The 26,007-nt window shown below is 38.0% G+C and carries 26 protein-coding genes; 10 read left to right on the top strand and 16 right to left on the bottom strand.

Annotated elements, in window-relative coordinates; genetic code table 11:
* Nucleotides 1–33: 33 nt before the first annotated feature.
* The 9 genes from ACFIJP_RS00395 to rpsF form a co-directional block, all read right to left on the bottom strand.
* Nucleotides 34–777 carry an SDR family NAD(P)-dependent oxidoreductase gene (locus tag ACFIJP_RS00395; protein WP_375625024.1) on the bottom strand — a complete coding sequence of 248 codons (744 nt, stop codon included), beginning with the start codon at nt 775–777 and terminating at the stop codon, nt 34–36.
* 2 nt (nt 778–779) lie between these two features.
* Entirely contained in the window at nt 780–2,273 is a 1,494-nt protein-coding gene (gene purF / locus ACFIJP_RS00390) for an amidophosphoribosyltransferase (RefSeq protein WP_375625023.1), read from the bottom strand.
* 82 nt (nt 2,274–2,355) lie between these two features.
* A complete protein-coding gene (locus tag ACFIJP_RS00385; RefSeq protein ID WP_375625022.1) occupies nt 2,356–2,931 on the bottom strand; it encodes a CvpA family protein in 576 nt (191 codons plus the stop codon).
* Nucleotides 2,932–3,058: 127 nt separating this feature from the next.
* Entirely contained in the window at nt 3,059–4,435 is a 1,377-nt protein-coding gene (gene radA, locus ACFIJP_RS00380; RefSeq protein WP_375625021.1) for a DNA repair protein RadA, read from the bottom strand.
* 6 nt (nt 4,436–4,441) lie between these two features.
* Nucleotides 4,442–5,932 carry a replicative DNA helicase gene (locus ACFIJP_RS00375; RefSeq protein WP_375619412.1) on the bottom strand — a complete coding sequence of 497 codons (1,491 nt, stop codon included), beginning with the start codon at nt 5,930–5,932 and terminating at the stop codon, nt 4,442–4,444.
* Nucleotides 5,933–6,527: 595 nt separating this feature from the next.
* Nucleotides 6,528–7,124 (bottom strand): 50S ribosomal protein L9, encoded by a 597-nt coding sequence (rplI, locus tag ACFIJP_RS00370; RefSeq protein WP_375625020.1) that lies wholly within the window; start codon nt 7,122–7,124, stop codon nt 6,528–6,530.
* A gap of 25 nt (nt 7,125–7,149) precedes the next feature.
* Nucleotides 7,150–8,130, bottom strand: a complete 981-nt coding sequence (locus tag ACFIJP_RS00365; RefSeq protein WP_375625019.1) for a hypothetical protein — start codon at nt 8,128–8,130, stop codon at nt 7,150–7,152.
* 148 nt (nt 8,131–8,278) lie between these two features.
* Complete coding sequence (gene rpsR, locus ACFIJP_RS00360) at nt 8,279–8,527, bottom strand: 30S ribosomal protein S18 (protein WP_012754957.1); 249 nt, start codon at nt 8,525–8,527, stop codon at nt 8,279–8,281.
* Nucleotides 8,527–8,934 carry a 30S ribosomal protein S6 gene (gene rpsF, locus ACFIJP_RS00355; RefSeq protein ID WP_273791078.1) on the bottom strand — a complete coding sequence of 136 codons (408 nt, stop codon included), beginning with the start codon at nt 8,932–8,934 and terminating at the stop codon, nt 8,527–8,529. Before rpsF ends, rpsR begins: the two co-directional genes overlap by 1 nt.
* 335 nt (nt 8,935–9,269) lie before the next feature.
* Between rpsF and ACFIJP_RS00350 the strand changes: the two genes are divergently transcribed.
* From ACFIJP_RS00350 to gmk, 7 genes are all read left to right on the top strand, one after another.
* Complete coding sequence (locus tag ACFIJP_RS00350; RefSeq protein WP_375625018.1) at nt 9,270–9,857, top strand: undecaprenyl-diphosphatase; 588 nt, start codon at nt 9,270–9,272, stop codon at nt 9,855–9,857.
* A 77-nt stretch (nt 9,858–9,934) separates the two neighbouring features.
* Entirely contained in the window at nt 9,935–10,879 is a 945-nt protein-coding gene (gene fabD, locus ACFIJP_RS00345; RefSeq protein ID WP_273791076.1) for an ACP S-malonyltransferase, read from the top strand.
* Between the two features lie 18 nt (nt 10,880–10,897).
* A complete protein-coding gene (gene fabG / locus ACFIJP_RS00340; RefSeq protein WP_273791075.1) occupies nt 10,898–11,635 on the top strand; it encodes a 3-oxoacyl-[acyl-carrier-protein] reductase in 738 nt (245 codons plus the stop codon).
* Nucleotides 11,636–11,896: 261 nt separating this feature from the next.
* Nucleotides 11,897–12,133, top strand: coding sequence for an acyl carrier protein (locus ACFIJP_RS00335; RefSeq protein WP_004860281.1), 237 nt, complete (start codon nt 11,897–11,899; stop codon nt 12,131–12,133).
* A 101-nt stretch (nt 12,134–12,234) separates the two neighbouring features.
* Complete coding sequence (gene fabF, locus ACFIJP_RS00330; RefSeq protein WP_375625017.1) at nt 12,235–13,497, top strand: beta-ketoacyl-ACP synthase II; 1,263 nt, start codon at nt 12,235–12,237, stop codon at nt 13,495–13,497.
* Nucleotides 13,498–13,593: 96 nt separating this feature from the next.
* A complete protein-coding gene (gene mltG, locus ACFIJP_RS00325; protein ID WP_375625016.1) occupies nt 13,594–14,703 on the top strand; it encodes an endolytic transglycosylase MltG in 1,110 nt (369 codons plus the stop codon).
* Nucleotides 14,704–15,003: 300 nt separating this feature from the next.
* Nucleotides 15,004–15,681, top strand: a complete 678-nt coding sequence (gene gmk, locus ACFIJP_RS00320) for a guanylate kinase (RefSeq protein WP_375625015.1) — start codon at nt 15,004–15,006, stop codon at nt 15,679–15,681.
* A gap of 30 nt (nt 15,682–15,711) precedes the next feature.
* Here gmk and rsmA read toward each other — a convergent pair whose 3' ends face one another.
* From rsmA to lptF, 6 genes are all read right to left on the bottom strand, one after another.
* On the bottom strand, nt 15,712–16,542 hold the full coding sequence (rsmA, locus tag ACFIJP_RS00315; RefSeq protein WP_375625014.1) for a 16S rRNA (adenine(1518)-N(6)/adenine(1519)-N(6))-dimethyltransferase RsmA: 831 nt from the start codon (nt 16,540–16,542) through the stop codon (nt 15,712–15,714).
* Nucleotides 16,533–17,546: a 4-hydroxythreonine-4-phosphate dehydrogenase PdxA gene (gene pdxA / locus ACFIJP_RS00310; RefSeq protein WP_375625013.1), complete on the bottom strand. Its 1,014-nt coding sequence runs from the start codon at nt 17,544–17,546 to the stop codon at nt 16,533–16,535. The genes rsmA and pdxA overlap by 10 nt, the downstream gene beginning before the upstream one ends.
* A complete protein-coding gene (locus ACFIJP_RS00305) occupies nt 17,546–18,502 on the bottom strand; it encodes a SurA N-terminal domain-containing protein (RefSeq protein WP_375625012.1) in 957 nt (318 codons plus the stop codon). The genes pdxA and ACFIJP_RS00305 overlap by 1 nt, the downstream gene beginning before the upstream one ends.
* 109 nt (nt 18,503–18,611) lie before the next feature.
* Entirely contained in the window at nt 18,612–20,972 is a 2,361-nt protein-coding gene (locus ACFIJP_RS00300) for an LPS-assembly protein LptD (RefSeq protein ID WP_375625011.1), read from the bottom strand.
* Entirely contained in the window at nt 20,973–22,064 is a 1,092-nt protein-coding gene (gene lptG / locus ACFIJP_RS00295) for an LPS export ABC transporter permease LptG (protein ID WP_375625010.1), read from the bottom strand.
* Nucleotides 22,061–23,251 carry an LPS export ABC transporter permease LptF gene (lptF, locus tag ACFIJP_RS00290; RefSeq protein ID WP_375625009.1) on the bottom strand — a complete coding sequence of 397 codons (1,191 nt, stop codon included), beginning with the start codon at nt 23,249–23,251 and terminating at the stop codon, nt 22,061–22,063. The genes lptG and lptF overlap by 4 nt, the downstream gene beginning before the upstream one ends.
* Nucleotides 23,252–23,648: 397 nt before the next feature.
* On the opposite strand from lptF, the gene ACFIJP_RS00285 reads away from it, so the two are divergent.
* From ACFIJP_RS00285 to ACFIJP_RS00275, 3 genes are read left to right on the top strand one after another with little or no spacing between them, the layout of a single operon-like run.
* Nucleotides 23,649–24,095 carry a DNA polymerase III subunit chi gene (locus ACFIJP_RS00285; RefSeq protein ID WP_330167384.1) on the top strand — a complete coding sequence of 149 codons (447 nt, stop codon included), beginning with the start codon at nt 23,649–23,651 and terminating at the stop codon, nt 24,093–24,095.
* Nucleotides 24,077–24,271 carry a hypothetical protein gene (locus ACFIJP_RS00280; protein ID WP_375625194.1) on the top strand — a complete coding sequence of 65 codons (195 nt, stop codon included), beginning with the start codon at nt 24,077–24,079 and terminating at the stop codon, nt 24,269–24,271. Before ACFIJP_RS00285 ends, ACFIJP_RS00280 begins: the two co-directional genes overlap by 19 nt.
* Entirely contained in the window at nt 24,261–24,524 is a 264-nt protein-coding gene (locus ACFIJP_RS00275; protein WP_012754973.1) for a hypothetical protein, read from the top strand. Before ACFIJP_RS00280 ends, ACFIJP_RS00275 begins: the two co-directional genes overlap by 11 nt.
* On the opposite strand, the gene ACFIJP_RS00270 is transcribed toward ACFIJP_RS00275, so the two are convergent.
* Entirely contained in the window at nt 24,521–25,810 is a 1,290-nt protein-coding gene (locus tag ACFIJP_RS00270; protein WP_375625008.1) for an MFS transporter, read from the bottom strand. The two genes, ACFIJP_RS00275 and ACFIJP_RS00270, sit on opposite strands and share 4 nt — an antisense overlap.
* Between the last annotated feature and the right edge of the window lie 197 nt (nt 25,811–26,007).

Raw genomic sequence — 26,007 nt, 5'->3', positions numbered from 1 at the left:
AGAGAATCAAACGATTTACTTCTCCGATGATGATCAGTCAGGTACATGATAATCTACAAACCGATTTTTATGGACATTAAAGAGTTTTCCAGTTTCTTTTAAATCAGGTGATAACAAATGTACTATCTTTTTTGCAACCTCTTGTGGTGAAGGGAGAGTTTGTGGATCTTCACCGGGCATAGCTTCAGCGCGCATGGCAGTGCGTGTGGCACCAGGGTTGACACAATTAATCTTAATAGGGGTTTGTTTGAGTTCTTCTGCCCAACAGCGGGCAATCATCTCTAAAGCCGCTTTAGAGGCTGCATAAGCTCCCCAGAAAGGGCGCGCAGCATGCGCAACGCTTGAGGATAACAGAATGGCTCGTCCAGCATCAGATTCTCGTAATAAAGGCTCAACAGCTTTCATTAAGCGCCATTGGCTGAAAAGATTTATTTGAAAAACATCTTCAAATACCGTGTTTTCTATATGCGCTATTGGTGAGAGTGTTCCAAGGATTCCTGCGTTTGCAACGATAATATCAAGTTTTTTCCAGCGTTTGGCAATTGAGATAGCAAGAGTATCGATGTTTTCCATATGATGCAAGTCAAGGGGAACAAGGGTTGCATGAGCCCCTTTTTCTTGGATCTGATTATCTAATTCAGTAAGTCCACTGACTGTTCGTGCAAGAGCAATAATATGAGCGCCGCGTGTAGCAAGCTCGAGTGCCAAATAATAACCAATTCCTCTTGATGCGCCAGTAACAAGTGCAACACGCCCATGGAGACTAAATTTTGTCATCATTAATCTCTTGTTCTAAGAACAGATGATTGATGAGTTTTGGAGAGGTTTTCTTGATCAACCAGCTGCGTAGGATAATATCCAGTAAAATAATGGTCAGTAAATTGTGGATCGGCATTATTCCGTTTTTCTCCTGCTACAGCAAGATATAATCCATCCGTTGAAAGAAATTCTAATGAATCCGCTCCAATAAAATCACACATAGATTTTAAATCTGGATATTGATTTGCTAAAAGGCTTTCAACTTTAGGTGTATCAATACCATAAAAGTCGGGATAGAAAATCATAGGGCTAGAAATGCGCATATGAACTTCTTTTGCTCCTGCATCACGGAGCATTCGCACAATTTTAAGAGATGTTGTTCCACGTACAATAGAGTCATCAACAAGAATAACACGTTTTCTTTCAATCACAGGACGGTTTGCAGAATGTTTTAATTTGACACCAAAAGCACGAATTTGTTGTGTTGGTTCGATAAAAGTGCGACCAACATAGTGATTACGAATAATACCAAGCTCGAAGGGAATTCCAATTTCTTGTGCATAGCCAATTGCAGCAGGAGTTCCTCCATCAGGAACAGGAACCACAACATCACCCTCACAAGGGGCTTCCTGTGCTAAACGTATTCCCATATTTTTGCGTGTTGCATAGACACTACGCCCTCCAACGATTGAGTCCGGACGGGCAAAGTAAACATATTCAAACAAGCAAAGTTTTTCTGGTTTTTCATTTTTTGGTTTTATAATTTTTTTAGTAATTTCCCCATTTTTTTGTATTTCACATATGATGATCTCCCCATTTTTAACATCACGGACATACTTTGCTCCAATAATATCAAGAGCACAAGTTTCAGAACAAAAAATAGGCTTACCATCAAGTTCCCCCATCACGAGGGGTCTAATCCCTGTTGGATCGCGTGCAGCAATAAGCTTTGTACGCGTGAGCGCTAACATAGCATATCCACCCTCTACTTGCCGAATTGCATCAACAAAACGATCAGAGGACGATTCATAACGTGAGCGGGCAATAAGATGGAGAAAAACTTCTGAATCTGACGTTGATTGACAGATAGCACCAGAAGCGATGAGTTCACGGCGTAATGTGAGACCATTGGTAAGATTACCATTATGAGCAATAGCAATGCCTCCAGCTTTCAACTCAGCAAAAAGGGGTTGAACATTGCGTAATGCTACTTCTCCAGTTGTTGAATAACGGGTATGTCCAATAGCGCGATTTCCTGGTAAGCGTGCAAGTGTTGTAGGATTGGTATAGTGATCACCAACAAGACCTAAATGCTTTTCTTGATGAAACATTTTATTATGGTAGGAAACAATACCAGCCGCTTCTTGCCCACGATGCTGAAGTGCGTGGAGTCCAAGAGCTGTTAATGTTGCTGCATCTTCATGCCCAAGAATACCAAAAACGCCACATTCTTCATGAAGGGTATCATCATCTAATGAAAATTCTTGACAGAAAACATCACTCTTTATCATCATATTCTTTCAGTTGTGATACGAAGGAATCATTAATATCACATTCTACATCATTTAGTTCTCTTTCCTCATGAAAAACTATTCTCTATTTTTTGAAAATTATCTTTTCATGAGAGTGTTGCCCATACGTATGTTTATTGCTGTCTTTAAACAAATTTTCCGCCTTTTCGAGAACCGATCCAATATCTTTTGGGAGTATTTCCCAAACTTTTTGTCCTAGTGAATCTAAAATAGGCCTTGTTTTTGCATTTTTTAACCAATTCGCTTGAAGCTCGGGTTTAATCAGTGCATTAATCAGCAACATACCGATGACCATGATAAGTAAACCGCGAAGTGCTCCAAAAATAAAACCAATAGCACGGTCAAGAATACCAATTCGACTATCAATAATAAAATCAGAGATCTTCATTGTAATAATTGAAGTAATAATGAGAACAATAATAAAAATCGTGACCAATGTTGTGATCAATGCAATCATTTTATTAGAGAGATAGTGTTCAAAGAAAGGTAAGACAGGCTTGAATAAAAACAGTGTCGTAATAGCTGCAACTGCCCAAGAAATCAACGATAACACTTCACGTGAAAACCCTCGAAGCATAGCAAGAAAAGCGGACAACAGGATGATTACTACGACAATTCCATCAAGGATTGTTATGATCATTTGTTTGTTCCTTATACATAAAGTTGTGTTCTTCTAAGTCTATGTGCAAATATATTTTTTGTTCTTATAGCAAGGATCTTTTGTATTTTATAGAGTTTTTTCTATATTATCATATCTATGGTGCAGATCATTTTTTACTTACGGTAAGAGTAGCAACGAGTTCCGGAAGGTCGGAGAAAGTTTTTTGTTGAAAATTGAGCGACTTCATCATTTCGGTTGTTGTTGTGGGATGAAATGCTCCTTGAAAGCCGAGTTTTTTTGCTTCATTGATGCGCTGTGCTGAATGTGAAACAGCGCGGGTAGCTCCTGAAAGACTGACTTCACCAAAATATACATAATCCGTTGGCAATGCGATATTGGCAAGAGAGGATACCAAAGCAGCGGCTACAGCTAAATCAGCAGCGGGTTCTGATATGCGATATCCACCTGCCACGTTCAGATAGACATCATGCTGTCCAAAACGAATGCCGCAATGGGCTTCTAAAACGGCAAGAATCATAGAAAGACGATTTCCATCCCATCCGACAACCGCACGTCTTGGTGTCCCAAGGGAAGAAGGAGCAACAAGCGCTTGAATTTCTACGAGTATCGGGCGTGTCCCTTCCATTCCCGCAAAAACAGCAGCACCTGGAGCTTTTTCATTACGTTCTCCTAAAAACAATTCGGATGGATTTATCACTTCGCGTAATCCTTTATCAGACATTTCAAAGACACCAATTTCATCTGTTGGTCCGAAGCGATTTTTTACAGTTCTAAGAATGCGATAATGATGTCCTCCTTCACCCTCAAAATAGAGAACGGCATCAACCATATGTTCAACAACTCGAGGACCAGCAATTTGCCCATCTTTTGTAACATGACCAACAAGAACAACGGCGGTTCCCGTTTTTTTGGCAAAGCGGATCATTGCTTGAGCACCGATACGTACTTGTGTGACAGTGCCGGGTGATGAATCTGCTGTATCTGACCATAGGGTTTGAATTGAATCGATAATCACCATATCAAGGTTTTTATGTTCGCTTAAGGTTGCCAGAATATCTTCAACATTGGTTTCAGCAGCAAGTTTCACCTCTGTATTGTTAGCTTCAAGCCTTTGCGCGCGCAGACAAATTTGCGCAATAGCCTCTTCACCTGAAACATAGATAACATTATATCCTTTGCGTGATAAAGCAGCAGCTGTTTGTGTCAGCAATGTTGATTTACCAATACCCGGATCACCTCCAACAAGGAGTGCTGATCCACGGACAAAGCCCCCACCGGTAACACGATCAAGTTCAGCAATACCAGAATGAATACGTGGAGCATCTTCGATATTTCCAGAAAGAGATGTGAGTGTGACGATGCGTCCTTTACGAGCACTCTGCTTAGGACCACTTCCTATGCCGCCATTTATAGTTTCTTCGATAAGGGAATTCCATTCTCCACAAGCACTACATTTTCCCGCCCAACGAGAATGGACAGTTCCACAATTTTGACAGATAAATTGAATACGATTACGCGCCATGTTAATTTAACCGATTTGCTCTGGAAGATAATTGCTATCGGCCAGATCACTGAATCGTGTGAAATCAGATTGAAAGGCAAGTGGCACGATTCCTGTCGGCCCATGGCGCTGTTTTGCAATAATAACATCAGCTTTTCCAAAAGCTTTGTCCATTATTTCTTGCCATTTTGTATGTTCTAAGCTACCTAATTTTGGTTCTTCATTTTTGAGATAATATTCTTCGCGGTAGACAAACAGAACAATGTCGGCATCTTGCTCAATTGAACCAGATTCACGTAAATCTGAGAGTTGGGGACGTTTATCTGTTCTATTTTCTACTTGACGTGAAAGTTGAGAGAGAGCGATAATAGGAATATTCAATTCTTTCGCTAACGCTTTTAATCCTGTGGTAATTTCTGTGATCTCTTGAACACGATTTTCTGATGAACGCTTTGAACTGCTTGTCATGAGTTGGATATAGTCAATAAACAAGATATCTAAACCATGTTGTCGCTTGAGACGCCGCGCACGAGCAGCTAATTGCGTAATTGATATTCCCCCAGTTTGATCAATATAAAGCGGTGCCTTTTGTAGTTGGTTCACCGCACGAATAATTTTTGAAAATTGTTCATCTGAGATATTACCACGCCGAATATCAGAAGAAGAGACTTCTGTTTGTTCAGAAATAATACGGGTTGCAAGCTGTTCGGATGACATCTCAAGTGAGAAGAAACCTACAATACCCCCTTCATTTTCTTGGATATTGGCATTACGATTATAAGCATTAGCAATATTAAAGGCAATATTGGTAGCCAGTGAGGTTTTTCCCATACCAGGGCGTCCTGCAAGGATAATTAAGTCAGATGCTTGTAATCCTCCCATTTTTTCATCAAGTGTTTTAATATGGGTGGCTATCCCTGATAATTGTGAAGAGCGCTTTTTCGCAGCACTTGCCATATCGATAGCTTTTTTGATAGCCTCATTAAAATTTTCAAATCCACCTCCATATTTCCCTTTTTCTGCTAGCTCAAATAACTGATTTTCAACAGTTTCAATTTGTTGGGTAGGCGTGAGCTCTACAGGAGCATCAAAGGCTGTATTGACAACTTGAGTTCCAAGGTTAATCAAAGACCGTCGGATAAAAAGATCGTAAATGACGCGTCCATAATCTTCAGCGTTAATAATAGTGACTGCCTCTGTGGCTAAGCGAACAACATACTGGTATACAGTAATATCTCCAATTTTTTCTTCCATTTGGATATAGGGCTTGATTGTAACTGGATCTACACGTTTTCCTGTTTTAATAAGGTGAGATAAAACATGATAAATTTTTTGATGCAATGGTTCAAAAAAATGTTCTGGTTTTAGAAAATCTGAAACGCGGTCAAGAGAATCATTGTTGATAAAGATGGCACCAAGCAATGCCTGTTCAGCTTCAATATTATACGGAAGCTGCCGAAAAGAAGGAGAATCTTCCTTCTTTGAAGAGCTGACATTAACAACGTTAGTTTCTTCCATAATATTTTTCCACTAAAATTCTAAGTCTAGCTACTTTAGGCGATAAATTGAAAATCGTATAATTAAAAGAATAGAGCTACAAATCTTCATTTTAAGTTAAAATTATATAATTTTTCAAAACCCTCTTTTCGTTGCTCATCTATCATTTGTGTATTATTTATATAACATTGATCTATTTTATTTTATAATACGTGATTTTAAAGTGGAAGTTTTGCTATTCTAAATTTAAGTGTTTTGAAGTTATGTGACCTTAAAATTCCAATATCTGTGTAAGTAGAATTACTTTTTTATAACTGAAATTATTTCAGATCATGTGTTGATATAATCAACTTACCGCTCATACAAACCTTACCCTTAAGGGTAGAACTTTAAATTATTTTTGCTTTAGATGATAGACAACAAAAGAAAATTTCCTCTTAGTGATATTATCATTCTCGGCATGTAATGCCTTTAAATAATATATTGCTAATTCTTTCATAAAAATTAGGTTCTTTATGTATGATAGCCATAAAATACCCAATTTTAAAGTGTGAGTATTTTATGAGCAATATTTAAAATAGAATAAAAAATATAAAACAGAAAGCAAAAATAGCAATTAAGCTTCTTGATGAGAACTGTTTATATCGTTGTCATTAATTTCTTCTACCAATAATTCTTCCTGATTTTCTTCTAATAATTCTTCTTGAATATTATATATTTCTTTAGCAGAAGTGAGAGTTTCACCTTCTGCTTGGCGTTGTGCTTCACTGGTAGAACGCGCAACATTAATAATCACAGAAATTTGAACCTCAGGATGTAAGCTAAGAGTGATTGTGTGAAGACCGATCATTTTTATTGGATGGTTAAGTTCGACTTGATTTCTCCCAATAGAAAAGCCTTCATCTGTTATAATTTCAGCAATATCACGTGTTGATACAGAACCATAAAGTTGTCCTGTTTCACCAGCAGAACGAACAACAATGAATGATTGTCCATCAAGTTTTTCAGCAACTTTTTGCGCTTCGCTTTTGCGTTCAAGATTACGGGCTTCAAGTTGTGCACGTTGTATCTCAAAATGTTTTTTATTGGCTTCATTTGCGCGTAAAGCTTTACCTTGAGGCAAGAGAAAATTACGCGCATAACCATCTTTAACTGAGATAATATCACCCATCTGACCAAGACGAGGAATGCGCTCAAGTAAAATAATATCCATAGTTTTTCCTTTCGAACAAATAAATTTAGTGGAGTTTTTTGCGTGATTGAAAATTATATTGAATAGCAGCCCAAATTCCCATCAAAAGCATCATGAAAACAATAGGTGGAGTAAAAACGACTGTTAAAATAGCAATATAAACAAGAGAAAGTATAATAATCCGACCGTTTACCCCTTTTGTAATATTGTGAAGATATGCTAGACCACTAATTAATATGATGACAGTGTATGCAGTACTAAAGACACGGGTACTCAAGTTAAGAGAAGCGCTCAACTCAACCATCGATGCTATGCAAACAATAATGAAAATAACAATTCCAGAAATTGGAAGGCGGAGAGTTTGGTTCCAATCATCACGGGGTCTTTTCAGCCATTTCATGTGTTGTGCTGCTATCATGGAAAAGTAAAGGTTACCAATGAGAAAAACCAAACTATAAAGAGTCAAAGAAACAGCAGTAAAAGTTGCTGGATGCGTCATTAAAAGCTCACTAAAAGCGCGTATATCGGCTTCTTTTATTGACTGTGATTGTTGCAGAGTTTGTGCTATGTTTTCGGTGATTTTTTTTGCAATGACGGGTGTGGAAGGACGGGTTTGAACATAGAGCCCAATGAAAGTTGCTATAAGAGCGATAAAATTAGTTAAATGAAAAATAACCGATGATAATGGATACCATATCAGTTCGTTTTCTTTTTGCGCTGGTCGTGCAAGCCCAAGAAGCCAAGAAGCATAGACAGCAGGAAGGAAAAATAAGAACATAAAGCCAAGAGCAATATAGGTATTAGTGGTTATGATAAGAACAACAGTGGCACTTATGAGGGCGATGAGACTGGCTAATGTTCCTTGACCGAACGCAACAATAAAAATTGGCAATGAAAGAAAGCAGCCAAGAAGAAGAGAAAAAAAGGGCGCGATATTTGCAACACTGATGATTGCCATTCCTATCACAACAGCAAATAATCCTGCCAAAATACCGGTTAATATCTCATAAGTACGATTTTTTTTCATTTATTGCTGTCCTGCTTTCTGCAGTTAGAGGCGTGTCAATACCCCAACTTTGACATTTAATAGCTTAACATAGGATACAACAAGCTATTTTTAACCATATAAGAAAAGCAACTGGAGAAACTCTCCAGTTGCATAGCGTATTGATCGCTTACTTTATAACGTACGGAAGTAAGCCTAAAAAGCGAGCACGTTTGATAGCATTAGCTAATTCACGCTGTTTTTTCTGACTAACAGCAGTAATCCGTGAAGGAACAATTTTCCCACGTTCGGAAATATAACGTTGTAACAACTTGATGTCTTTATAATCAATTTTGGGAGCATTGGTCCCTGAAAAAGGACATGTTTTACGACGACGATGAAAGGGGCGACGTGCAGAGTTTTGATTAGTATCAGTCATCATTCTACCTCTTCTATAGCATTTTCACGTTGACGACGTGGAAAACGAGGACGCTCTTCATCGTGTCCAATGTGACTATTGCGATCAAGGTGTGAGAGCATAGCAGATTTTTCTTTTTCGTGTTTTTCTACGCGAATGGTCATATAACGCAAAATATCCTCATTGATGCGCATCTGACGCTCCACTTCAGCAATTGCTGAAGCTGGTGCATCAATATTGACCAAGACATAATAAGCTTTACGGTTTTTACGAATACGGTAAGCAAGAGGACGAAGTCCCCAATTTTCTATACGCCCAACTTTTCCACCATGCGCTTCAATGACACCTTTGTAGAGACTCAAAAGTTCATCAACTTGCTGCGGTGCGATGTCTTGTCGGGCAAGGAACATATGTTCATAAAGAGCCATTGTTTTGCCTTTCTTCAATTAAATTTCACCGGCTTTAGCGCAAAGCCTCTGCGACTTGTCTTTTTTGGAAATCCAAAGAAGAAAGGACGCGTTTACAATTCGAGACATCTCAGAGCGGAGACACGGGAGGCCGGAAACATTGTATTTCCTACTGATATTTTACAGCCCTCCGTTCAACCTCCAGCTAAAGTGCCGGCAACGAACATTTCACATTTACAGGTTATCTTTTAAAATAGCAAGTTTATGCACATAAAAAAATTGATTTGTTAAATCTTGATATATTTCCTTCTTCTACAAAAAGATAATACTGTAATATAAAGGTAAAGGAGGGAAAAATGGACTTTTTAAACCAGATTGATGTTACACTCTTTGAAATGTTTGTCGGCAATCATCACGCTTGGTCGATTGTAGTTTTTTTTAGTATTTTTTGTGCAAAGTTTTTAATTTATATTATTCCTCTCCATCTTTGTGCGTTGTGGTTTTGTGGTGGGGAGAGGGAACGATGTGTCGTGCTAAGCATTTGCATGAGTATTTGTGCGGCTCTTTTCATAGGTTATCTCATTTCTCTTTTTTATTTTCATCCTCGCCCATTCGTGGTAGGGCTGACGACACCGCTTATTCAACATCGTGCGACAGCTTCTTTTCCTAGTAATCATGCCTTGACCATTGCATCTTATGCAGCTAACTTTTATTTTTACCGATACAAAGTTGCTTTTAAATTTGCTTCGGTATTTTTGTGTTTGATCTGTTGGGCGCGCATCTTTGTGGGTGTACATTATCCCTTTGATATTTTAGCAGGTGCAATTTTAGGAAGTCTCATAAGTTTGGGTGTTATTCAGTTTATAGCACCCTATTTCCCTAAGTTTTTATATCAAATTCCGCCCTTAAAATATAATTTTAAGTGTGGTATTCGTTTTAAATAAAGGGCTTTATCTTGATTTGTGCGGATGAATAAGGTCAAAAGAAAATAATTTAATTGTACAGTTTTAGGAGTTGATAAATGGGTGCAGCTTTTATTTTTCCAGGGCAGGGGAGTCAACTTGTTGGTATGGGAAAGGCGCTTACAGAGCAATTTATTGCCGCACGGATGGTTTTCGAGGAAGTTGATGATGCTTTGGGTGAGAAATTATCAAAGATCATTTTTGAAGGACCAGCAGATGTTTTAACGTTAACAGCAAATGCACAACCGGCATTAATGGCTGTATCTATGGCTGTCATTCGTGTGATGAAACAATTAGGGCTTCGTATAGAAGAAAAGGTAAGATTTGTTGCTGGTCATTCTTTAGGCGAATACTCGGCTCTTTGTGCTGCTGGTACATTTACTCTCACAGATACGGCAAGACTTTTGCGTATTCGTGGCAATGCTATGCAGGCTGCTGTTGCGGTTGGTGAAGGTTCTATGGCTGCATTAATTGGTTTAGAAGAGCACATTGTGGAAGAAATTTGTGAAACTGTTTCTGGAGAAGGACTATGTCAGATTGCTAATGATAATGGTGGTGGGCAAATTGTTATTTCCGGTAAAGCAAAAGCAGTTGAGGCAGCGGTAGAGATTGCATCAACAAAAGGTGCAAAACGTGCACTTCTTCTTCCTGTTTCTGCACCTTTTCATTCATCTTTAATGCAACCTGCTGCTGATGCCATGAAGAAGGCACTTTTGACTGTTAACAAAATGTCCCCTATTGTTCCTTTGATTGCCAATGTTTCTGTTGCACCTGAGAGCAATCCAGAGCGTATTACTACTCTTCTTGTCCAACAAGTGACTGGGAGGGTGCGATGGCGTGAAACAATAGAATGGATCGCTGCTAATGGAGTTGATACGCTTTTTGAAGTTGGTTCTGGAAAAGTATTAACAGGTTTAACGCGTCGTATTAACAAAGATATAAAGGGAGTAACCATTGGAACAGTTGATGAAATAGAATCAGCGCTAGGTATGCTCGGCGTTTAATCTATAAGGAGTTAAAAGATGTTTAGATTAACAGGACGTAAAGCTCTTGTAACAGGGGCTTCGGGAGGAATTGGTGAGGCAATTGCACGCTGCTTTCATGCACAAGGAGCCATTGTTGGACTTCATGGAACACGCGAAGAAAAGCTTAGAGAAGTGGCGGCAGAATTAGGGCAGAATGTTTTTGTATTTCCCGCTAATCTTTCTGAACGCCAATCGATTAAACAATTGGCTGAAGTTGCAGAAAGAGAAATGGATGGCGTCGATATTTTGGTTAACAATGCGGGAATCACTAGGGATGGTCTTTTTGTGCGTATGCAAGATAAAGACTGGGATGATGTTTTAGAAGTTAACTTAACAGCTGCTTCTCTTTTGACGCGTGAATTAATACATTCTATGATGCGCCGCCGTTATGGAAGGATTATTAACATTACATCTGTTGTTGGTGTTGTGGGAAACCCTGGACAAACGAATTATTGTGCTGCAAAAGCAGGCTTGATAGGTTTTTCTAAAGCATTGGCACAAGAAATTGCTTCGCGAAACATCACTGTCAATTGTATTGCTCCAGGATTTATTAAATCCGCAATGACAGACAAGCTTAATGAAAAGCAAAAAGAAGCCATTATGGCTGCGATTCCGATGAAGCGTATGGGAAGTGGGCAAGAAATAGCCGCTGCTGCTGTTTATTTAGCAAGCGATGAAGCAGCCTATACGACAGGTCAAACACTCCATATCAATGGTGGAATGGCAATGATTTGAGTATTTATTTTATTCCACATTGATTTATGAGTTGTATTATTTTAGATAGTAACGATTGAAATGGATAGATGCATCTATTTCTTTAATATGGTCGTTGATCAATTGATGTCGGAATGTCAGATTGGTTCATTTTTTAGGGGATATCCACAGGATGTTTTAAATCATTACTAAAATCTTTTAAAGTAATGCATCTATTGCTTGATTAGATGAACCGATATAGTTAACCAAATTATAGGAAAATATAAATTCGAGGATTTCAACATGAGTGATACAGTAGAGCGCGTTAAGAAAATTATCGTGGAACATCTTGGGGTTAATGCTGATAAAGTTGTAGAAAATGCAAGCTTTATCGATGATCTAGGGGCTGATAGCCTTGATACGGTTGAACTCGTTATGGCTTTTGAAGAAGAGTTTGGGGTAGAAATTCCAGATGAAGCTGCTGAAACGATTTTCACAGTTGGCGATGCAGTCAAGTTCATTGATAAAGCTTCTGCGTGATTACTAAAGGGCAAAGGCATGAATTGCTTTTGCCTATATTCTTCGGAGCTCTTTTGAAAAGAGAGCTTTGAGAGGTGAAGTTTAGTTCAAGGTTAGAAGTTATGAGACGTGTTGTTGTTACTGGTTTAGGGTTGGTATCTCCATTAGCTGGTAATACTGAATATAGTTGGAAACGACTTCTTGAAGGAAGAAGTGGTGTCCGACGTATCACAGAGTTTGATGTGTCAGATTTGCCATGCCAGATTGCTGCGCGTATCCCCTTAGGGGATGGAACAGAGGGGACTTATAATGCTGATTTGTATATGGAACCTAAAGAGCAACGTAAAGTTGATGCATTTATTGTTTATGCAATGGCTGCTGCTAACCAAGCGCTTGCAGATGCCGAATGGTTTCCTAAGAGTGATGAAGATCAGATTTGTACAGGTGTGTTAATTGGTTCGGGAATTGGGGGAGTTGAGGGCATTGTTGAAGCTGGTTATACGCTTCGTGATAAGGGCCCACGTCGTGTTTCTCCTTTTTTTATTCCAGGTCGTTTGATTAATCTTGCTTCTGGTTATGTGTCTATTCAATATGGTTTACGGGGGCCTAATCATTCTGTTGTAACGGCTTGTTCAACAGGGGCGCATGCGATTGGTGATGCGGCACGTTTGATTATGTTTGGTGATGCAGATGTCATGGTGGCAGGGGGGGCTGAATCTCCGATAAATCGGATATCTCTTGCAGGTTTTGCAGCTTGTAGAGCTCTTTCTACTTGTCGCAATGATGATCCTGAACGGGCGTCACGTCCTTATGATACTGATCGTGATGGTTTTGTGATGGGGGAAGGAGCGGCAGTTGTTGTTTTAGAAGAGCTGGAACATGCCAAAAAACGAGGAGCGCGTATTTATGCTGAGGTTATTGGTTATGGTTTATCTGGTGACGCTTACCACATTACAGCGCCTTCAGAAAGTGGTGAAGGGGCTCAGCGTAGTATGATAGCTGCTCTTAAGCGTGCACAAGTGAATGTGAGTGAACTTGATTATATTAATGCTCATGGTACATCAACGATGGCTGATTCTATAGAGCTAGCAGCTGTTGAACGTGTTTTAGGGAATTATGCACCACAAGTATCCATGTCATCAACGAAATCATCTATCGGGCATTTACTTGGTGCCGCCGGTGCTGCTGAGGCTATTTTTTCTGTTCTAGCTATACGGGATAATATAGCTCCAGCGACACTTAATCTTGACAATCCGTCGATTGAAACGAAAATCGATCTTGTACCACACAAACCGCGTGAACGAAAGATTGATACAATTCTTTCTAATTCTTTCGGATTTGGTGGGACAAATGCATCGTTGGTGATGCGACGTTTTAGTGGATAGTAAGTATTTTTATTTAATTTCTGCTTTTGAGTTTTCTACTTTGTTATAAGGTGAATGAGAAATTATAATATTGTCCTTAATCGCTATTGAGGGGTTATGTCCGGTGTGAAAAAAGGAAAATCATTAAAGGACGTAAGTGATTCCTCTTCGAATCATTTAGCATATAGTTATGACATGTTAGTACATAAAAAACGAAAGAAATCATCGATCGTCCGTAATCCGTTGGTTATTCTCGGTCATTTTTTTCTTATGCTGATTGTGGTTATTCTTTTCGCCATAAGTATTCCTCTTTATATTGGAAAAAGTATTTTTGAAGAAAAGGGGAAAATTGAGGAAGAACAAATTGTTCTTATCCATCCTGGCACAGGAATTCGTGAAATTGCTTCATTGCTAGAAAAACGTGGTTTCATTCGATCATCAGATATTTTTGTTTATGGGGTTGGTTATCACCAAAAAACAACGCATCTGAAGGCTGGTGAATATTTAATTCCAGCACATGCTTCGATGCAGGATATTATGGATATTCTTGTGAAAGGAAAATCTATTGAGTATACATTTACAGTACCTGAAGGTTTAACGGTTCAGCAAGTTTTCGATCGATTAGCTGCGAATGAAATTTTGATTGGAGATCTTCCAAAAATTTTGCCTCCAGAGGGCTGTTTAATGACGGATACTGTTCGTTTTATTCGGGGGACAACGCGTAAAGAGATTGTAAACAGATTGCGTGAAGAACAGACAAAATTAATTCATGCTATATGGGCTACGCGTTCGCCTGATTTACCCATTAAATCGATTGATGAATTTGTTATATTAGCCTCAATTGTTGAGAAAGAAACGGGAATTGCAGCAGAAAGACCAATGGTTGCTGCGGTATTTTATAACCGCCTTACAAAGCATATGCGTCTTCAATCGGATCCAACAGTTATTTATGGTCTCTTTGGAGGAAAAGGAAAGCCATCAGGTCGTGCAATTTATCGTTCAGATCTTGAGAAGGAAACACCATATAATACTTATAAAATTAATGGTTTGCCTCCAACAGCTATTGCAAATCCAGGTCGAGATTCTTTGAAAGCGGTGGCACATCCACCAAGCAGTGACGCACTTTATTTTGTTGCTGATGGTTCAGGAGGGCATGTTTTTTCTCGAACTTTAGAAGAACATAATGTGAATGTTCGCAAGTGGCGAGAATTAAAGGCAAGACATTGAATTTATAACGATAACACATCTTTTTGCATCGTAAATGAGAATGCAAAATATAGTGAAATTTTTCTCTTTAAACTTTTTATGAGAATGATAAAAAAATCATTTTTTTGTCTGTCACAAGTAGGATTAGCGTATGGATAAAAATATTTAAGAAAGCAGTGAATACACTGCTAATAACGTATCTCAAAAAAGAGCAGAATAACATTGAAAACTGCTAAGAAAACACATTGATTAGGGGAAAGGTTGAGATAATGTATAATTCAAATTTTGGAGAAACATTTATGAACAAAGTAGAGTGATGTAATGACAGTCTTCGAAAGTAAATTGAGTGCTATAAAAATAAATCAACGCCGCGGTTTTTTGTTTATTCTCTCTTCACCTTCAGGTGCTGGTAAATCAACAATTTCTCGATTACTTCTAAAAGATGGACAATTAGAGCTTTCCGTAAGTGTGACCACAAGGAAAAGGCGTCCTAGTGAAGTAGATGGACTGCATTATCACTTTATTTCAAAGGAAGAGTTTGAATATAAGCGTGATAGAGATGAATTTATTGAATGGGCAGAAGTTCACGGAAATTATTATGGCACTTTACGTGAAACTGTTGAAAACGCATTGAGTATTGGCCGTGATATGTTATTTGATATTGATTATCAAGGTACCGAGCAGCTGCAAAAAAAGATGCTGGGAGACACTGTATCTGTTTTTATCCTTCCACCATCAATGAAAGAGCTTGTTTCGCGGTTACATCGTCGAGCAGAAGATAGTCAAGATATCATCAATTTACGATTGGAAAATGCACGAACGGAGTTAAAGCATTGGCGTTCTTATGATTATGTTGTGATTAACGAAGATTTAGATCAGTCTTTATCTTTTATTAAATCAATTTATTTAGCTGAAACCGCAAAACGCGAGCGCTGTTCTTATCTTGACTCTTTTGTTGATGGGCTTATTGCTGAAAAGATCGATAAATGTCTTGATTAAAAAAGATTGTATAACAAAAATTGCAATTTTTTAGAGAACTAGATGCGCTAAAGTTACAAATTCGGAAACCGAGAGCGTTTCAGCACGGCGCGTTCCATCAATTCCAGCTTTTTCTAACAGCACTTCACCTCCAAGTATTTTGAGATTTTGACGAAGCATTTTTCGCCTTTGTCCAAAGGCGGTTTTTGTGACGAGGCTTAGTTTTTGTGCAGAGCAGGCAAGAGGTTGTGTTCGCGGAATAATGTGAACAACGGAAGAAGTTACTTTAGGTATTGGTATGAAGGCTTGAGGGGGCACATCAAAAGCAATTTTAGCAGTGGTACGCCAGCCAGTTAAGACACTAAGACGTCCATAATGAGTAGATTGAGGTTTAGCTGTAATCCGTTTGGCAACTTCACGTTGAAACATCAATGTCATTGATTCATAAAAAGGAGGCCATGGTTCAGTCAAAAGCCAATTTAATAAGAGTTGTGTTCCAATATTATAGGGAAGATTTGCAATAATGCGAGGTTTTTCTGGGCTTGTTTCAAAGAGTTTTGAGAAGTCTTGCTTCAGTGCATCATTACAAATAATTTTTAATTTTTTAGGATAGTGTTTTTCTATTTCTAAGAGAGCTGGTATGCAGCGTTCATCGCGTTCTATTGCTGTTACAATGGCGCCCTTTGCTAGCAAGGCTCGTGTGAGACCTCCAGGACCAGGACCAATTTCAAGAACAGGTTTTCCTTCTATATTACCTGCATGATGAGCAATTTTAGATGTTAAATTAAGATCAAAAAGAAAATTTTGCCCCAAAGATTTATGCGCTTGTAATCCATATATATCAATGACCTCACGTAGAGGAGGGAGATTATCTATTGGCATGGTATTAAACTATTTTCGGCAAGTTGATTTGCAAGTTTAAGAGCAGCAATAAAGCTTTCGGGAGAGGCTATCCCTTTATCAGCAATGTCAAAAGCAGTTCCGTGATCTGGGGACGTGCGAATAAAAGGGAGACCTAACGTGACATTAACAGTGCTATCAAAGTCTAATGTTTTAACAGGGATAAGGGCTTGATCATGATACATACAAATGGCAACGTCATATGCCTTTCTTGCGCATTCATGGAACATTGTGTCGGCAGGCAGCGGGCCTGCAATATTGAGTCCTTTTTTTTTAAGATATTCAATAGCAGGAGTGATAACTTCAATATCTTCTTTTCCCATTGCACCTTCTTCTCCAGCATGAGGATTAAGACCAGCAACAGCTAGTCGGGGTGACGTTATTTTAAACCGTGTTTTTAAGTCACATTCAGTAATAAGTACCGTTTGAATAATTAAATCACGGGTAAGCTGTGAAGGAACATTTTTAAATGGAATATGAACAGTTATTGGTACTGTTTTTAATCGAGGTCCTGCTAACATCATAACTGGATGATAACATTTATGAAAAGCTTTATGGGCTAAATCGGCTAAAAATTCTGTATGACCTGGAAATTGAAAACCGGCATCATAAAGATTCTTTTTTGCAATAGGACAAGTGATAAGTGCACATGCATGGCCATTTTGAATCAATTGAACACAGCGTTCAATTGATTCAATGATTCCAGCGGCATTATTCGATGAAGGTATACCTAATTGATCACTTTGTTTGTTTTTTAATGGTATGATAGGAAGAGCGTTTTGAAAATTTTTTGCGGAATTATTGATTAAAACAGATTGCACCTCAACATCAATCTGTAAAAAACGAGCGCGCGAACGAATAACATCTGGATCAGCAAGAAGCACAAAAGGTGGAATTTGGCGCGTAACACGCAAATTCCACGCTTTTAGGACTATTTCAGGACCAATTCCGGCAGGATCACCACCGCTAACAATAAGAGCAGCCATTATGAATTTTGAATGCGCGCCACTCGCCGCAGTTCTCCTAAATATTTGTCGCTTAATTCTTCAAGTTTTTGCGGGCTTCTTTTTTTACTATCTTGAAGAGAAAATATTAGTCGAGCGACATAATCATCAGAAACTCTTTTTATTTTGCAGACAGCAATTGCTTCTATTCCATCAGATGTTTCTTGTAATTTTGTCATTTTTCCAGCAGGCGTTGCAAGAATAGCTTGTTCCCATGCATTGGGAAGTTGGGGTTCCAGAAACTTTCCTAAGTGGCGGATAGTAACGTCTAAAATACCTCTTGCTTGATTGTGAGCATTGGCACATCCACGGAAATGTGCGCGAAAATTGCTTGCTTCTCTTTGACGTCTTTCAAAAATTTCTGAACGACGATGTGCAGGAATAACAAAAACAATTCGCTGTAATGTATATTCATTGGTTGAAGGTTTTACACCACCATTTTTTAATATCCTGCGTACAGCTTCTTGTTCGCTAATCATACCTGTTTCAGCTTGATAGCGTGCACTAACAAGACGCCCCCATCCTATTTGTCCACGGATGTAATCTTTAAAGTGTTGCACAGTGATCTCAGTTTGGATCAGAATCTGGTTGAGCTGATCAATCGTCATATTATTTTGTGTCGCAAAATTCTCAAAAGCTTTATCAACTTCATCATTGCTTACTTCAATATTACGACGTTTTATTTCAATATTTTTTAGCTTTTCATCGATAAGCTCTTTTTTAGCCTGTGCCACCAAATTGCCTTGCTTTTGTTGTAATCTGAGAAAAGCAAGGCGCCTTTGTATATCATAATTTGTGATGGGGTTGCCATTAACTGTAACAACAATAGAAGTCTGCGCAAAGACTGTCGGAATCAAAAATTCATTTATTAGAAGGCTACTTACGCTCAAAGACGCAATATAAAATAAAGCAAGAACACGCTTTTTCAATTTATTCATGTGAATAGGCTTTCGCATTGTTTATTAATTCTCATCAACAACTTAAAATATACTCTTTCTTTCATAAAAACAATGATAAGTTAAATGACTGATACATTCTCTTTATAAATTAATCTATCTTTTTTCCGATATCTGCAATCGTACGCAATGAAAGAGAGAAATTAAAGTTTTGCAAGGGTGTTTTCCTGCCTGGATTCGTTACCTGTTGATAACCGAATGTTAACCCGAAACATTCATCTGTATAATTCAAGCTAATTCCTCGCTTTACAAACGTACCAGATACTAAATCATAACCGGCGTTGCTATTAATAGACCAATAATCTGCCAGTTTAAGTCCTGTTTGAAAAGAAATTTCTTGGCGCTCTTGAGGATATTCATAATCTGGTTGCTTTGCGATATAGGCATATTGTAGAGCCGCCCAAAAATTTTGCCATTTTTGTGATGCTTCGATTTCACTACGGCGGATTTTTCCTGTTTTTTTGTCAAAGCGTCCACGCGTTTCTAGGGAAAAACCACTTTTATGGGTCGCACCAAACATTGCAACATAGTCTGAACGTTTTGCCTCTAAGCTAGAATGAATACCGACATTGACAAAGTCCTTTTCTGCAAAAGAATTCTTTCCTGCTAGATGAAAGGATTGTCCAACAAGAGCATAAAGAGACCAATTGTCATTAAAGCTTCCAGAATATCTTAGACCTATATTGGCTCGTGTGCCACCTTCTACACGATCATAACCAGAAAATTTGTCTCGTTGAAAGAGAGTGGTTGCATCAAAGACAAAGCTTTGAGCATCTTCATTAGGAATTTGTCCAATATATTGTTCATTATTGCGTATAAAAATTTGTGCGGTTGGTTCTATAATATGTGTAGAATGATCAGCTGTAATGAGGAAGGGATAGCGTAGTTCCAAGCCTGCTGTTGCCATGCCACGAATTGTTGAACCATGAATTGCGGATAAGGCATTGTTTTCTGTAGAATCTGTATAATTTTCGCTTGCATTGGTTGTAATAATATCAGCTCGTAGAGAGAGAAGGGGGGTTAAGATGAGGCCATTGTGCGTGTTGAAGCGCTTTTTCCACTGAAGCTCGTTTGTTAAACGCAAACTATTTCCAGCCATACCAGAAAGTCTTACTATGTTGAGAGGGTTTCTCTTCTGGTCGTGTGAACTGAAGTCAGCATGACGACGATAAATTGATTGTATATTACTATGGAAGGTAAGCTCCCCATTATAAATGGGTTCATCTAGTGTGAAAAAATAATCGATGCGCGGTAGGACCCAAGCTTGCCGAGAGTGACGTTCATAATGAGGATCATTCAATAATGAATCTTGAACTTTAAAATGATAAAAATGCATATCAAAATAATTTTTTCCTGCAAGACCATTCAGATAGATCTGAGAAAGTTGTGTAGGATTGCTATAGTTTTCAAGTTTATAGGCACGACTAAAATGCCGATCTGATTGTGCAAGAATATCCCATCCATAAGTCCAGTGTGAATTAATACGAAAGTCCCCTTTTGTTGCCAGCATATAACGGTTTTTATGCTGTGCATCAATCGTATCATTATCAAATCTATGCTGTTTCATTTGGTATATATGAGCAAAGCGAATATTATAACTGCCCATTTTTAAACGTTGACGCCATTCCCCTTCGGTTAAAAGCCCTTGTTGGGTATAAACGGTAGAAGAAAGGGTAAAATCATAGTGAGGGGCGAGATTCCAAAAATAAGAATTCTTTATCCCCATACCGAGATAATCAGTATAAAAAAAATGAGGAGTAAGCAGACCGCTAGCACGCCTGACAGTTGGATCATAGATCTCAAAATTTGGAAATTTTATAATCGGGACACCAAAAACTTCAAAACTGCTATTTTCAAACCGAATTTTTTTGATACTATTATTCCATATGATCTTTCTTGCTTTAATTTTCCATAGGACGTCTCTATCTGGTTTATAAGAGCAAGGTTCACAGGCTGTATAGGTTGCATTTTCAAAGACTGTTATGTGATTGTTTTTGCGTGTAGCATTTTGGGCTGAAAAGTGAACATTGTTGGCTGTATCAATACGTAAGGCGTTTACAAAACCCTCGCCAAGATCTTTGGTCATATCAATTTGGTTGGAATAAATTTTATTACCATCCTTTTGAGTAATTTCAACGTTCCCTTGTGCTATAAGTCGTCCTGTTTTTTGATTGTAAATAATTTTTTGAGCGACAACTTTATTGCCATCATATTCGATTTGGACATTACCTTGTGCAGAAACAGTGTTTTCATCACGATTGTAGATGAGTTCATCCGCAGAGAGCAAAAGAGGACGTTCCGGATTTTGAATGCGACTTTGAGAAGGAGACATAAGGCTTTGAGCGTGCGCACAATAAGACAAAGCGCCTCCTAAAATAACCCCGATAACACTTTTAAAAGCGAGAGCACTTAATTTTGTTAAAATAATTTTTTTAAGCGTTAATGCTTTCACTTAGCCATCCTCTTTATGAAGTAAAAAAGAGATTCCTAAGAATAACGCAATAACAACAGGTGTCCAAGCTGCAATAATTGGTGGAATATATCCAGCATTACCAAATGCTTGAACGAGTACGGAAATAACATAAAGCATAAACCCAGCTATTACGCCACCAAGAATCAACTTTCTAGATTGCCCAAAACGTGTAAAATTTAAAGATACAGTTGCTGCAATGAGGGTCATTGCCACAAGTAATGCCGGTAATGCAATCAAAGATTGGAAATACATATCAAATTTATTAGCAGAATAGCCAAATGAACGTGCAATCATAATTTTTTTTGGCAGTTGATAAAATGGAATAGTGGCGGGATTCGCTAAACGTTCCGTTAAAAATTCAGGTTTTAGATTAGTTTTTATTTGCAACACGGCAAATTTTTCAGGAGGATGCCCTATTTTATAGATTGTTCCATTTGTTAATAGCCAAGATCCATTAGTCAAGGTTGCTTTTGGGGTATTAATCCAATTTTTGACGGTTGCGTTGTCCTTGTATTGTACAAAGGTTGCATCGAGAAGAGAAAGTCCTTGGTCAGTGATAAATTTAGCACCAATGGTTGTTCTGCCTAAATTTGTACGTTGTGTTAACCAGTGGATATCTGTATTATGAAGAGGTGTTAGTACATTGTTATTGCGCCATTCAGTCATCTTTTTTTCTGCTTGAGAAAATCCCCATGCAGCAAGTGGATTAATGAGAAGAATTGAAAATAATCCCAAAAGAAAAGCTCCCAAACAGGCTGGCATAAGAAATTGCCATGCCGAAACACCGATTGAACGAGTCACAACAAGTTCAAGTTTTTTGTTGAGCGAGATAAGTGTTGCCATTGCAGAAAAGAGTGCAATGAAAGGGATGAGTTGTTGCATGATAAAAGGGATGCGTAAAACAGAGAGGAAAAATGCATCTTTTGCTGTATGATGCGGAATGGAGGATAGCCTGCCGGAGTTCTCTGTGAAATCGATTAAAAGAGCAAGAACAAAAATGCTTCCCCAGAAATAACAAGTTATTTTAAGATAACGTATAAAAAAGTATCGTCCAAGTGTCCACCCAATCATGATATTTCATCCGAGGAATCTTGAGATTTTCGATGTTCAAATTTGTTCATTACTTTTTGAAAAGCGATTTGAATAATCTCATTAACTTTTGTAGAGAGCCCAATTTTATGATTCGTTAAAAGCATAAAAAAGACAAATGCGCTTGTCCCTATGGGCATAATATAAAGGAGAGGAACGTATGCAAGATCGTTCTTTGCTTTTTCTGCGAAAAAATATCCTATCCAATACACCAGAAAAGAAAGGGCAATTGCCGAGAAATTTGCGGAATGATGAGCTTGTCGATGGGAGCATACATCCCCTGCCGCTGCTAGTGCAATAAGTGAAAAAACAATAGGGTAGAGCCATTGTGTTAATCTGCGGTGAAACTCAGCTTTATATTGGAGTGGTTTTCGTTGATAGTAGGGATCTTTTGGATCAGGGTTTTGTAAATAAGAAAGAAACCTATCTTTTGGATAAAGAGTAGGTGCTTTATCACTGGGGATAAACTCCCCTAGGCTAAAAGTATATGAGTTAAATTGAACGATTGAAACACTGTTATTCTGATGGTTGACTCTTTCTATTTCACCGTTATTGAGAACCAGAAAACTACCGTTTTTATTGCTCACAATGGATGCGTCTGTTGCATAATAAAAAAGATCAGTCTTAGGATCACGCTGGTCGGCAATGAAAAGGCGTTCAAGTGTTCCATTTGGATTTCGTTCGCCAATTTCTATGTAAAGGTTATTGGCGAGTTTTTGGAAGCTTCCTTCACTAATGAATAGATTAATAAGATCAAAATGAGCGCTTGCTAGCATTTGTCGCATATGAAGACGCGCTTGAGGAACAACAAAATTAGCTATAGAAAAGGAGATACAGGATGTAACAATAGCAAGAAGAAGAATAGGTTTCCAAACAGTACTTTTAGGAAAACCAGAGGCATTGATGACAGCAAGTTCTGAGTCTTGATGCATTGCTGAAAGAATGGTTGTAACTGCGATTACTAATGCAAATGGAATGACAAGAAAAATAACAGAAGGAACCAATGAGAGTGAAAATTGTAAGACTGTGAGGAGTGTTTGTTTGCTTGTTGTGAGAAAGTTTATCCGTGCGAGAATTTGTACTGTCCAACTAACGCCCACTGCTGCAATCATGACAGAACTAAACAAAACGAGGACACGTTTCAGGATGTAGAACTCAATAATACGCATAAATTGGGGAAAATCCTCAGCCTTTAATTCGATAGCAAATATTTTTACTGCTTTCGGTTAGAATGTAATAAAGTTTGAAAAAATATCCTTCCATGAATTGGATATTTTAACTAAATAAATAATAAAAAATTGCCTATGAGTTCCTCTTTAAATTTTCCGTACATTATATTTTATTTTCAACTATAGTCTACAAAGAATCTAGAAAATAACTTAAAAAACTTTTTTATTAACGTTGAAAATAAAAATTTTTGTCTTTTAAAGACATGTGCAAAAAGATAATGATTTCAATCAAAAAAGAGGGTTTATATCTTGAACCGTTTCCTTTTATATTGGGGGTATGGAAGTTTCTCTAAAAAAGATGTTAGCTTTTTATAAAGAGTGATGAGGGCTTAAGAGGTTGGATATTTTATTCTATCATTTGACGCAGTCAACGCTGAAAGATATTTTGCCAACGCTTGTAGAGCGTGCATTGGCTCGTTTTGGTAAGGTAACAATACAATGTGTAAGTGAAGAACAACGCGATTCTATGGATATGCATTTATGGGTTTATGCGGATGAATCATTTATTGGACATGGAACTGAGTGTGATCAATATTCAAACTTTCAGCCTGTATTTCTGACGACAGGACAAGAAAATCCGAATGATTCAAAGATTCGTTTTCTCATAGAGGGAGCCGTATGTTCGAATATTGATACTTATCAACGGCTTGTTGTGATATTTGATGGTAGAAATGATGAGCAGTTGAGTCTTGTTCGTGCACAGTGGAAAAAATATAAAATGGAAAATCATAATTTAACGTATTGGCAACAGACTGAAGATCGTTGTTGGGAAAAACAGGTTTAATGCGTCTCATCTCTGTTGTTCTGATTTTTATAGGATTGGTAGGAATAGTAAATCCAGCGCTTTTTATTGCGAAAGGATCAGGGGGAGGGCGTTGGGTTTTTATTGTGATTTTTCTTTTAGGCATATTAAAGATATGGCCTACAATTAAAAAAATGAAACGGCATCATGATAATTGATCGAATTTTGCTTGTTTTATGGGCTGTGATATTGGCTTTTTTTTGCGTTTCGTGGTTGGGAACAACACATATCCTATCAGGAATGTTTACTGTTGCTTATATAAGCAATATTGCAGATTTTTTATTTTTCTTTTTAAGCGCTTTGTTCGCGGGAATATTGTGGTGGAAAATACCGCAACCCATGTCTTTAAAAATGAAACTGGCAGCATTTTTGCTGCCAGTACTTATTTTATTCTTCTTTATTATATTTTAGTTGGATATTTCATCATCTGTAAATCCGACGAAGCAAATCAGTGAAATAAAAGAAGCGAGAAGCAAATAATAGCCGATATAAGATGTATCAAAATGCTGTACCAGATATTCTGCAATATAAGGCGCAAGAGAGGCTCCTACGATACCCGATAAGTTGAAAGTAATAGAAGAACCAGTATATCGAATTTCTGTTGGGTATGGTGAAGCCAAAACAGCACCAAGAGGACTGTATATCATCCCCATGATAGACAAACCAATAACAGACATTGCAAGGACTCCTACAACTCCAGAATTTAAGAAATAAGGAATTGCAAAAGAATAGATACCGGTGATGATTGTAACCCAAATCATCAAAGTTCTACGTCTAATACGATCAGCGAGTCTTCCAGTGATGACAGTAAAAATTCCACAGAAAATAGCACCAACAATTTCGACTTGAAGAGCTTGATAAAATGGCAATTGCAGATGGTTTGTTGAGTAGCTTAACAAATAAGCAGTGACCAAGTAAAACAAAACAAATGTTGCCATACCAGAAAATATTCCAAGAAATAAGATTCGTGGACATTTTAAAAAGACATCGATGATAGGAACTTTGACTCGTTCCTTACTTTCAAGAGTTTTTTTGAATTGAACAGTTTCATTGATTGAAAGACGGACCCACAATCCTATAATCATAAAAACAACTGAAGCAATAAAAGGAATGCGCCATCCCCAAGCTAAAAGTTCTTCATGATCAAGGAAATGCAACAGACCTAAATAAACGGCAATAGATAAAAATAAACCGATTGGAACACCCAATTGGGGGAACATCGCGTACCAGCCGCGCTTTTCTGGAGGGGCATTTTCTGTTGCGAGCAAAACAGCTCCTCCCCATTCTCCTCCTAATCCCATTCCCTGTCCAATACGGCACAAGGTCAAGAGGAAAGGGGCAAACCATCCAGCGGTTTCATAAGTAGGAAGAAAACCAATAATGACTGTTGAAAGACCCATCGTGAGAAGAGAAGCAATAAGTGTTGCTTTTCTTCCAACTTTATCTCCAAAATGTCCAAAAACAATTGATCCAAAGGGGCGGGCAAAAAAGGCCGCTCCAAAGATCAGGAAAGATTGTAAAATGGCAATCTGATCATTTTGTGTTGGAAAAAACACATGAGGAAATATGAGAGCTGCGGCAGTGGCAAAGACATAGAAATCAAAGAATTCAATTGTTGGGCCAATAAGGCTTGCAAACAAAATGCGACGAGGGGAATTTCTGTTGCTTTTACCTTGCATTTCTAAGTTTATAGACATGAATAGAATGTCCCTTTCAGTATATGACAAATCAAATGATGAGTTAACTGACTATAATTATAAAAATTTCAAATCACTGTCGAGTCGATATTATGATGTTTCCTATATATTAAAACAATGGTTATGGCTTGATGAGCATGAATAAGTGTTCTTTAGATTATCCAAGTTAAATAGAATAAAGACACTGTTTTAAATGC

It is taken from the genome of Bartonella sp. MU37NMGALS (assembly GCF_042194015.1).
GTDB lineage: Bacteria > Pseudomonadota > Alphaproteobacteria > Rhizobiales > Rhizobiaceae > Bartonella > Bartonella grahamii.
The sequence above is the reverse complement of the archived record's forward strand: the minus strand, read 5'-3'. Positions and strand labels throughout refer to the sequence as shown.

Bases quoted from the DNA above. Each gene is read 5' to 3' on its own strand.
- ACFIJP_RS00385 (WP_375625022.1), bottom strand. From the start codon at position 2,931: ATGATCATAACAATCCTTGATGGAATTGTCGTAGTAATCATCCTGTTG.
- ACFIJP_RS00275 (WP_012754973.1), top strand. From the start codon at position 24,261: ATGATAATTGATCGAATTTTGCTTGTTTTATGGGCTGTGATATTGGCT.
- radA (WP_375625021.1), bottom strand. From the start codon at position 4,435: ATGGCGCGTAATCGTATTCAATTTATCTGTCAAAATTGTGGAACTGTC.
- ACFIJP_RS00305 (WP_375625012.1), bottom strand. From the start codon at position 18,502: ATGAATAAATTGAAAAAGCGTGTTCTTGCTTTATTTTATATTGCGTCT.
- rpsR (WP_012754957.1), bottom strand. From the start codon at position 8,527: ATGACTGATACTAATCAAAACTCTGCACGTCGCCCCTTTCATCGTCGT.
- lptF (WP_375625009.1), bottom strand. From the start codon at position 23,251: ATGCGTATTATTGAGTTCTACATCCTGAAACGTGTCCTCGTTTTGTTT.
- rsmA (WP_375625014.1), bottom strand. From the start codon at position 16,542: ATGCCAATAGATAATCTCCCTCCTCTACGTGAGGTCATTGATATATAT.
- fabG (WP_273791075.1), top strand. From the start codon at position 10,898: ATGTTTAGATTAACAGGACGTAAAGCTCTTGTAACAGGGGCTTCGGGA.
- ACFIJP_RS00375 (WP_375619412.1), bottom strand. From the start codon at position 5,932: ATGGAAGAAACTAACGTTGTTAATGTCAGCTCTTCAAAGAAGGAAGAT.
- ACFIJP_RS00350 (WP_375625018.1), top strand. From the start codon at position 9,270: ATGGACTTTTTAAACCAGATTGATGTTACACTCTTTGAAATGTTTGTC.
- lptG (WP_375625010.1), bottom strand. From the start codon at position 22,064: ATGATTGGGTGGACACTTGGACGATACTTTTTTATACGTTATCTTAAA.
- fabF (WP_375625017.1), top strand. From the start codon at position 12,235: ATGAGACGTGTTGTTGTTACTGGTTTAGGGTTGGTATCTCCATTAGCT.
- ACFIJP_RS00270 (WP_375625008.1), bottom strand. From the start codon at position 25,810: ATGTCTATAAACTTAGAAATGCAAGGTAAAAGCAACAGAAATTCCCCT.
- ACFIJP_RS00365 (WP_375625019.1), bottom strand. From the start codon at position 8,130: ATGAAAAAAAATCGTACTTATGAGATATTAACCGGTATTTTGGCAGGA.
- rplI (WP_375625020.1), bottom strand. From the start codon at position 7,124: ATGGATATTATTTTACTTGAGCGCATTCCTCGTCTTGGTCAGATGGGT.
- purF (WP_375625023.1), bottom strand. From the start codon at position 2,273: ATGATGATAAAGAGTGATGTTTTCTGTCAAGAATTTTCATTAGATGAT.
- ACFIJP_RS00395 (WP_375625024.1), bottom strand. From the start codon at position 777: ATGACAAAATTTAGTCTCCATGGGCGTGTTGCACTTGTTACTGGCGCA.
- rpsF (WP_273791078.1), bottom strand. From the start codon at position 8,934: ATGGCTCTTTATGAACATATGTTCCTTGCCCGACAAGACATCGCACCG.
- pdxA (WP_375625013.1), bottom strand. From the start codon at position 17,546: ATGGCTGCTCTTATTGTTAGCGGTGGTGATCCTGCCGGAATTGGTCCT.
- mltG (WP_375625016.1), top strand. From the start codon at position 13,594: ATGTCCGGTGTGAAAAAAGGAAAATCATTAAAGGACGTAAGTGATTCC.
- gmk (WP_375625015.1), top strand. From the start codon at position 15,004: ATGACAGTCTTCGAAAGTAAATTGAGTGCTATAAAAATAAATCAACGC.
- fabD (WP_273791076.1), top strand. From the start codon at position 9,935: ATGGGTGCAGCTTTTATTTTTCCAGGGCAGGGGAGTCAACTTGTTGGT.
- ACFIJP_RS00335 (WP_004860281.1), top strand. From the start codon at position 11,897: ATGAGTGATACAGTAGAGCGCGTTAAGAAAATTATCGTGGAACATCTT.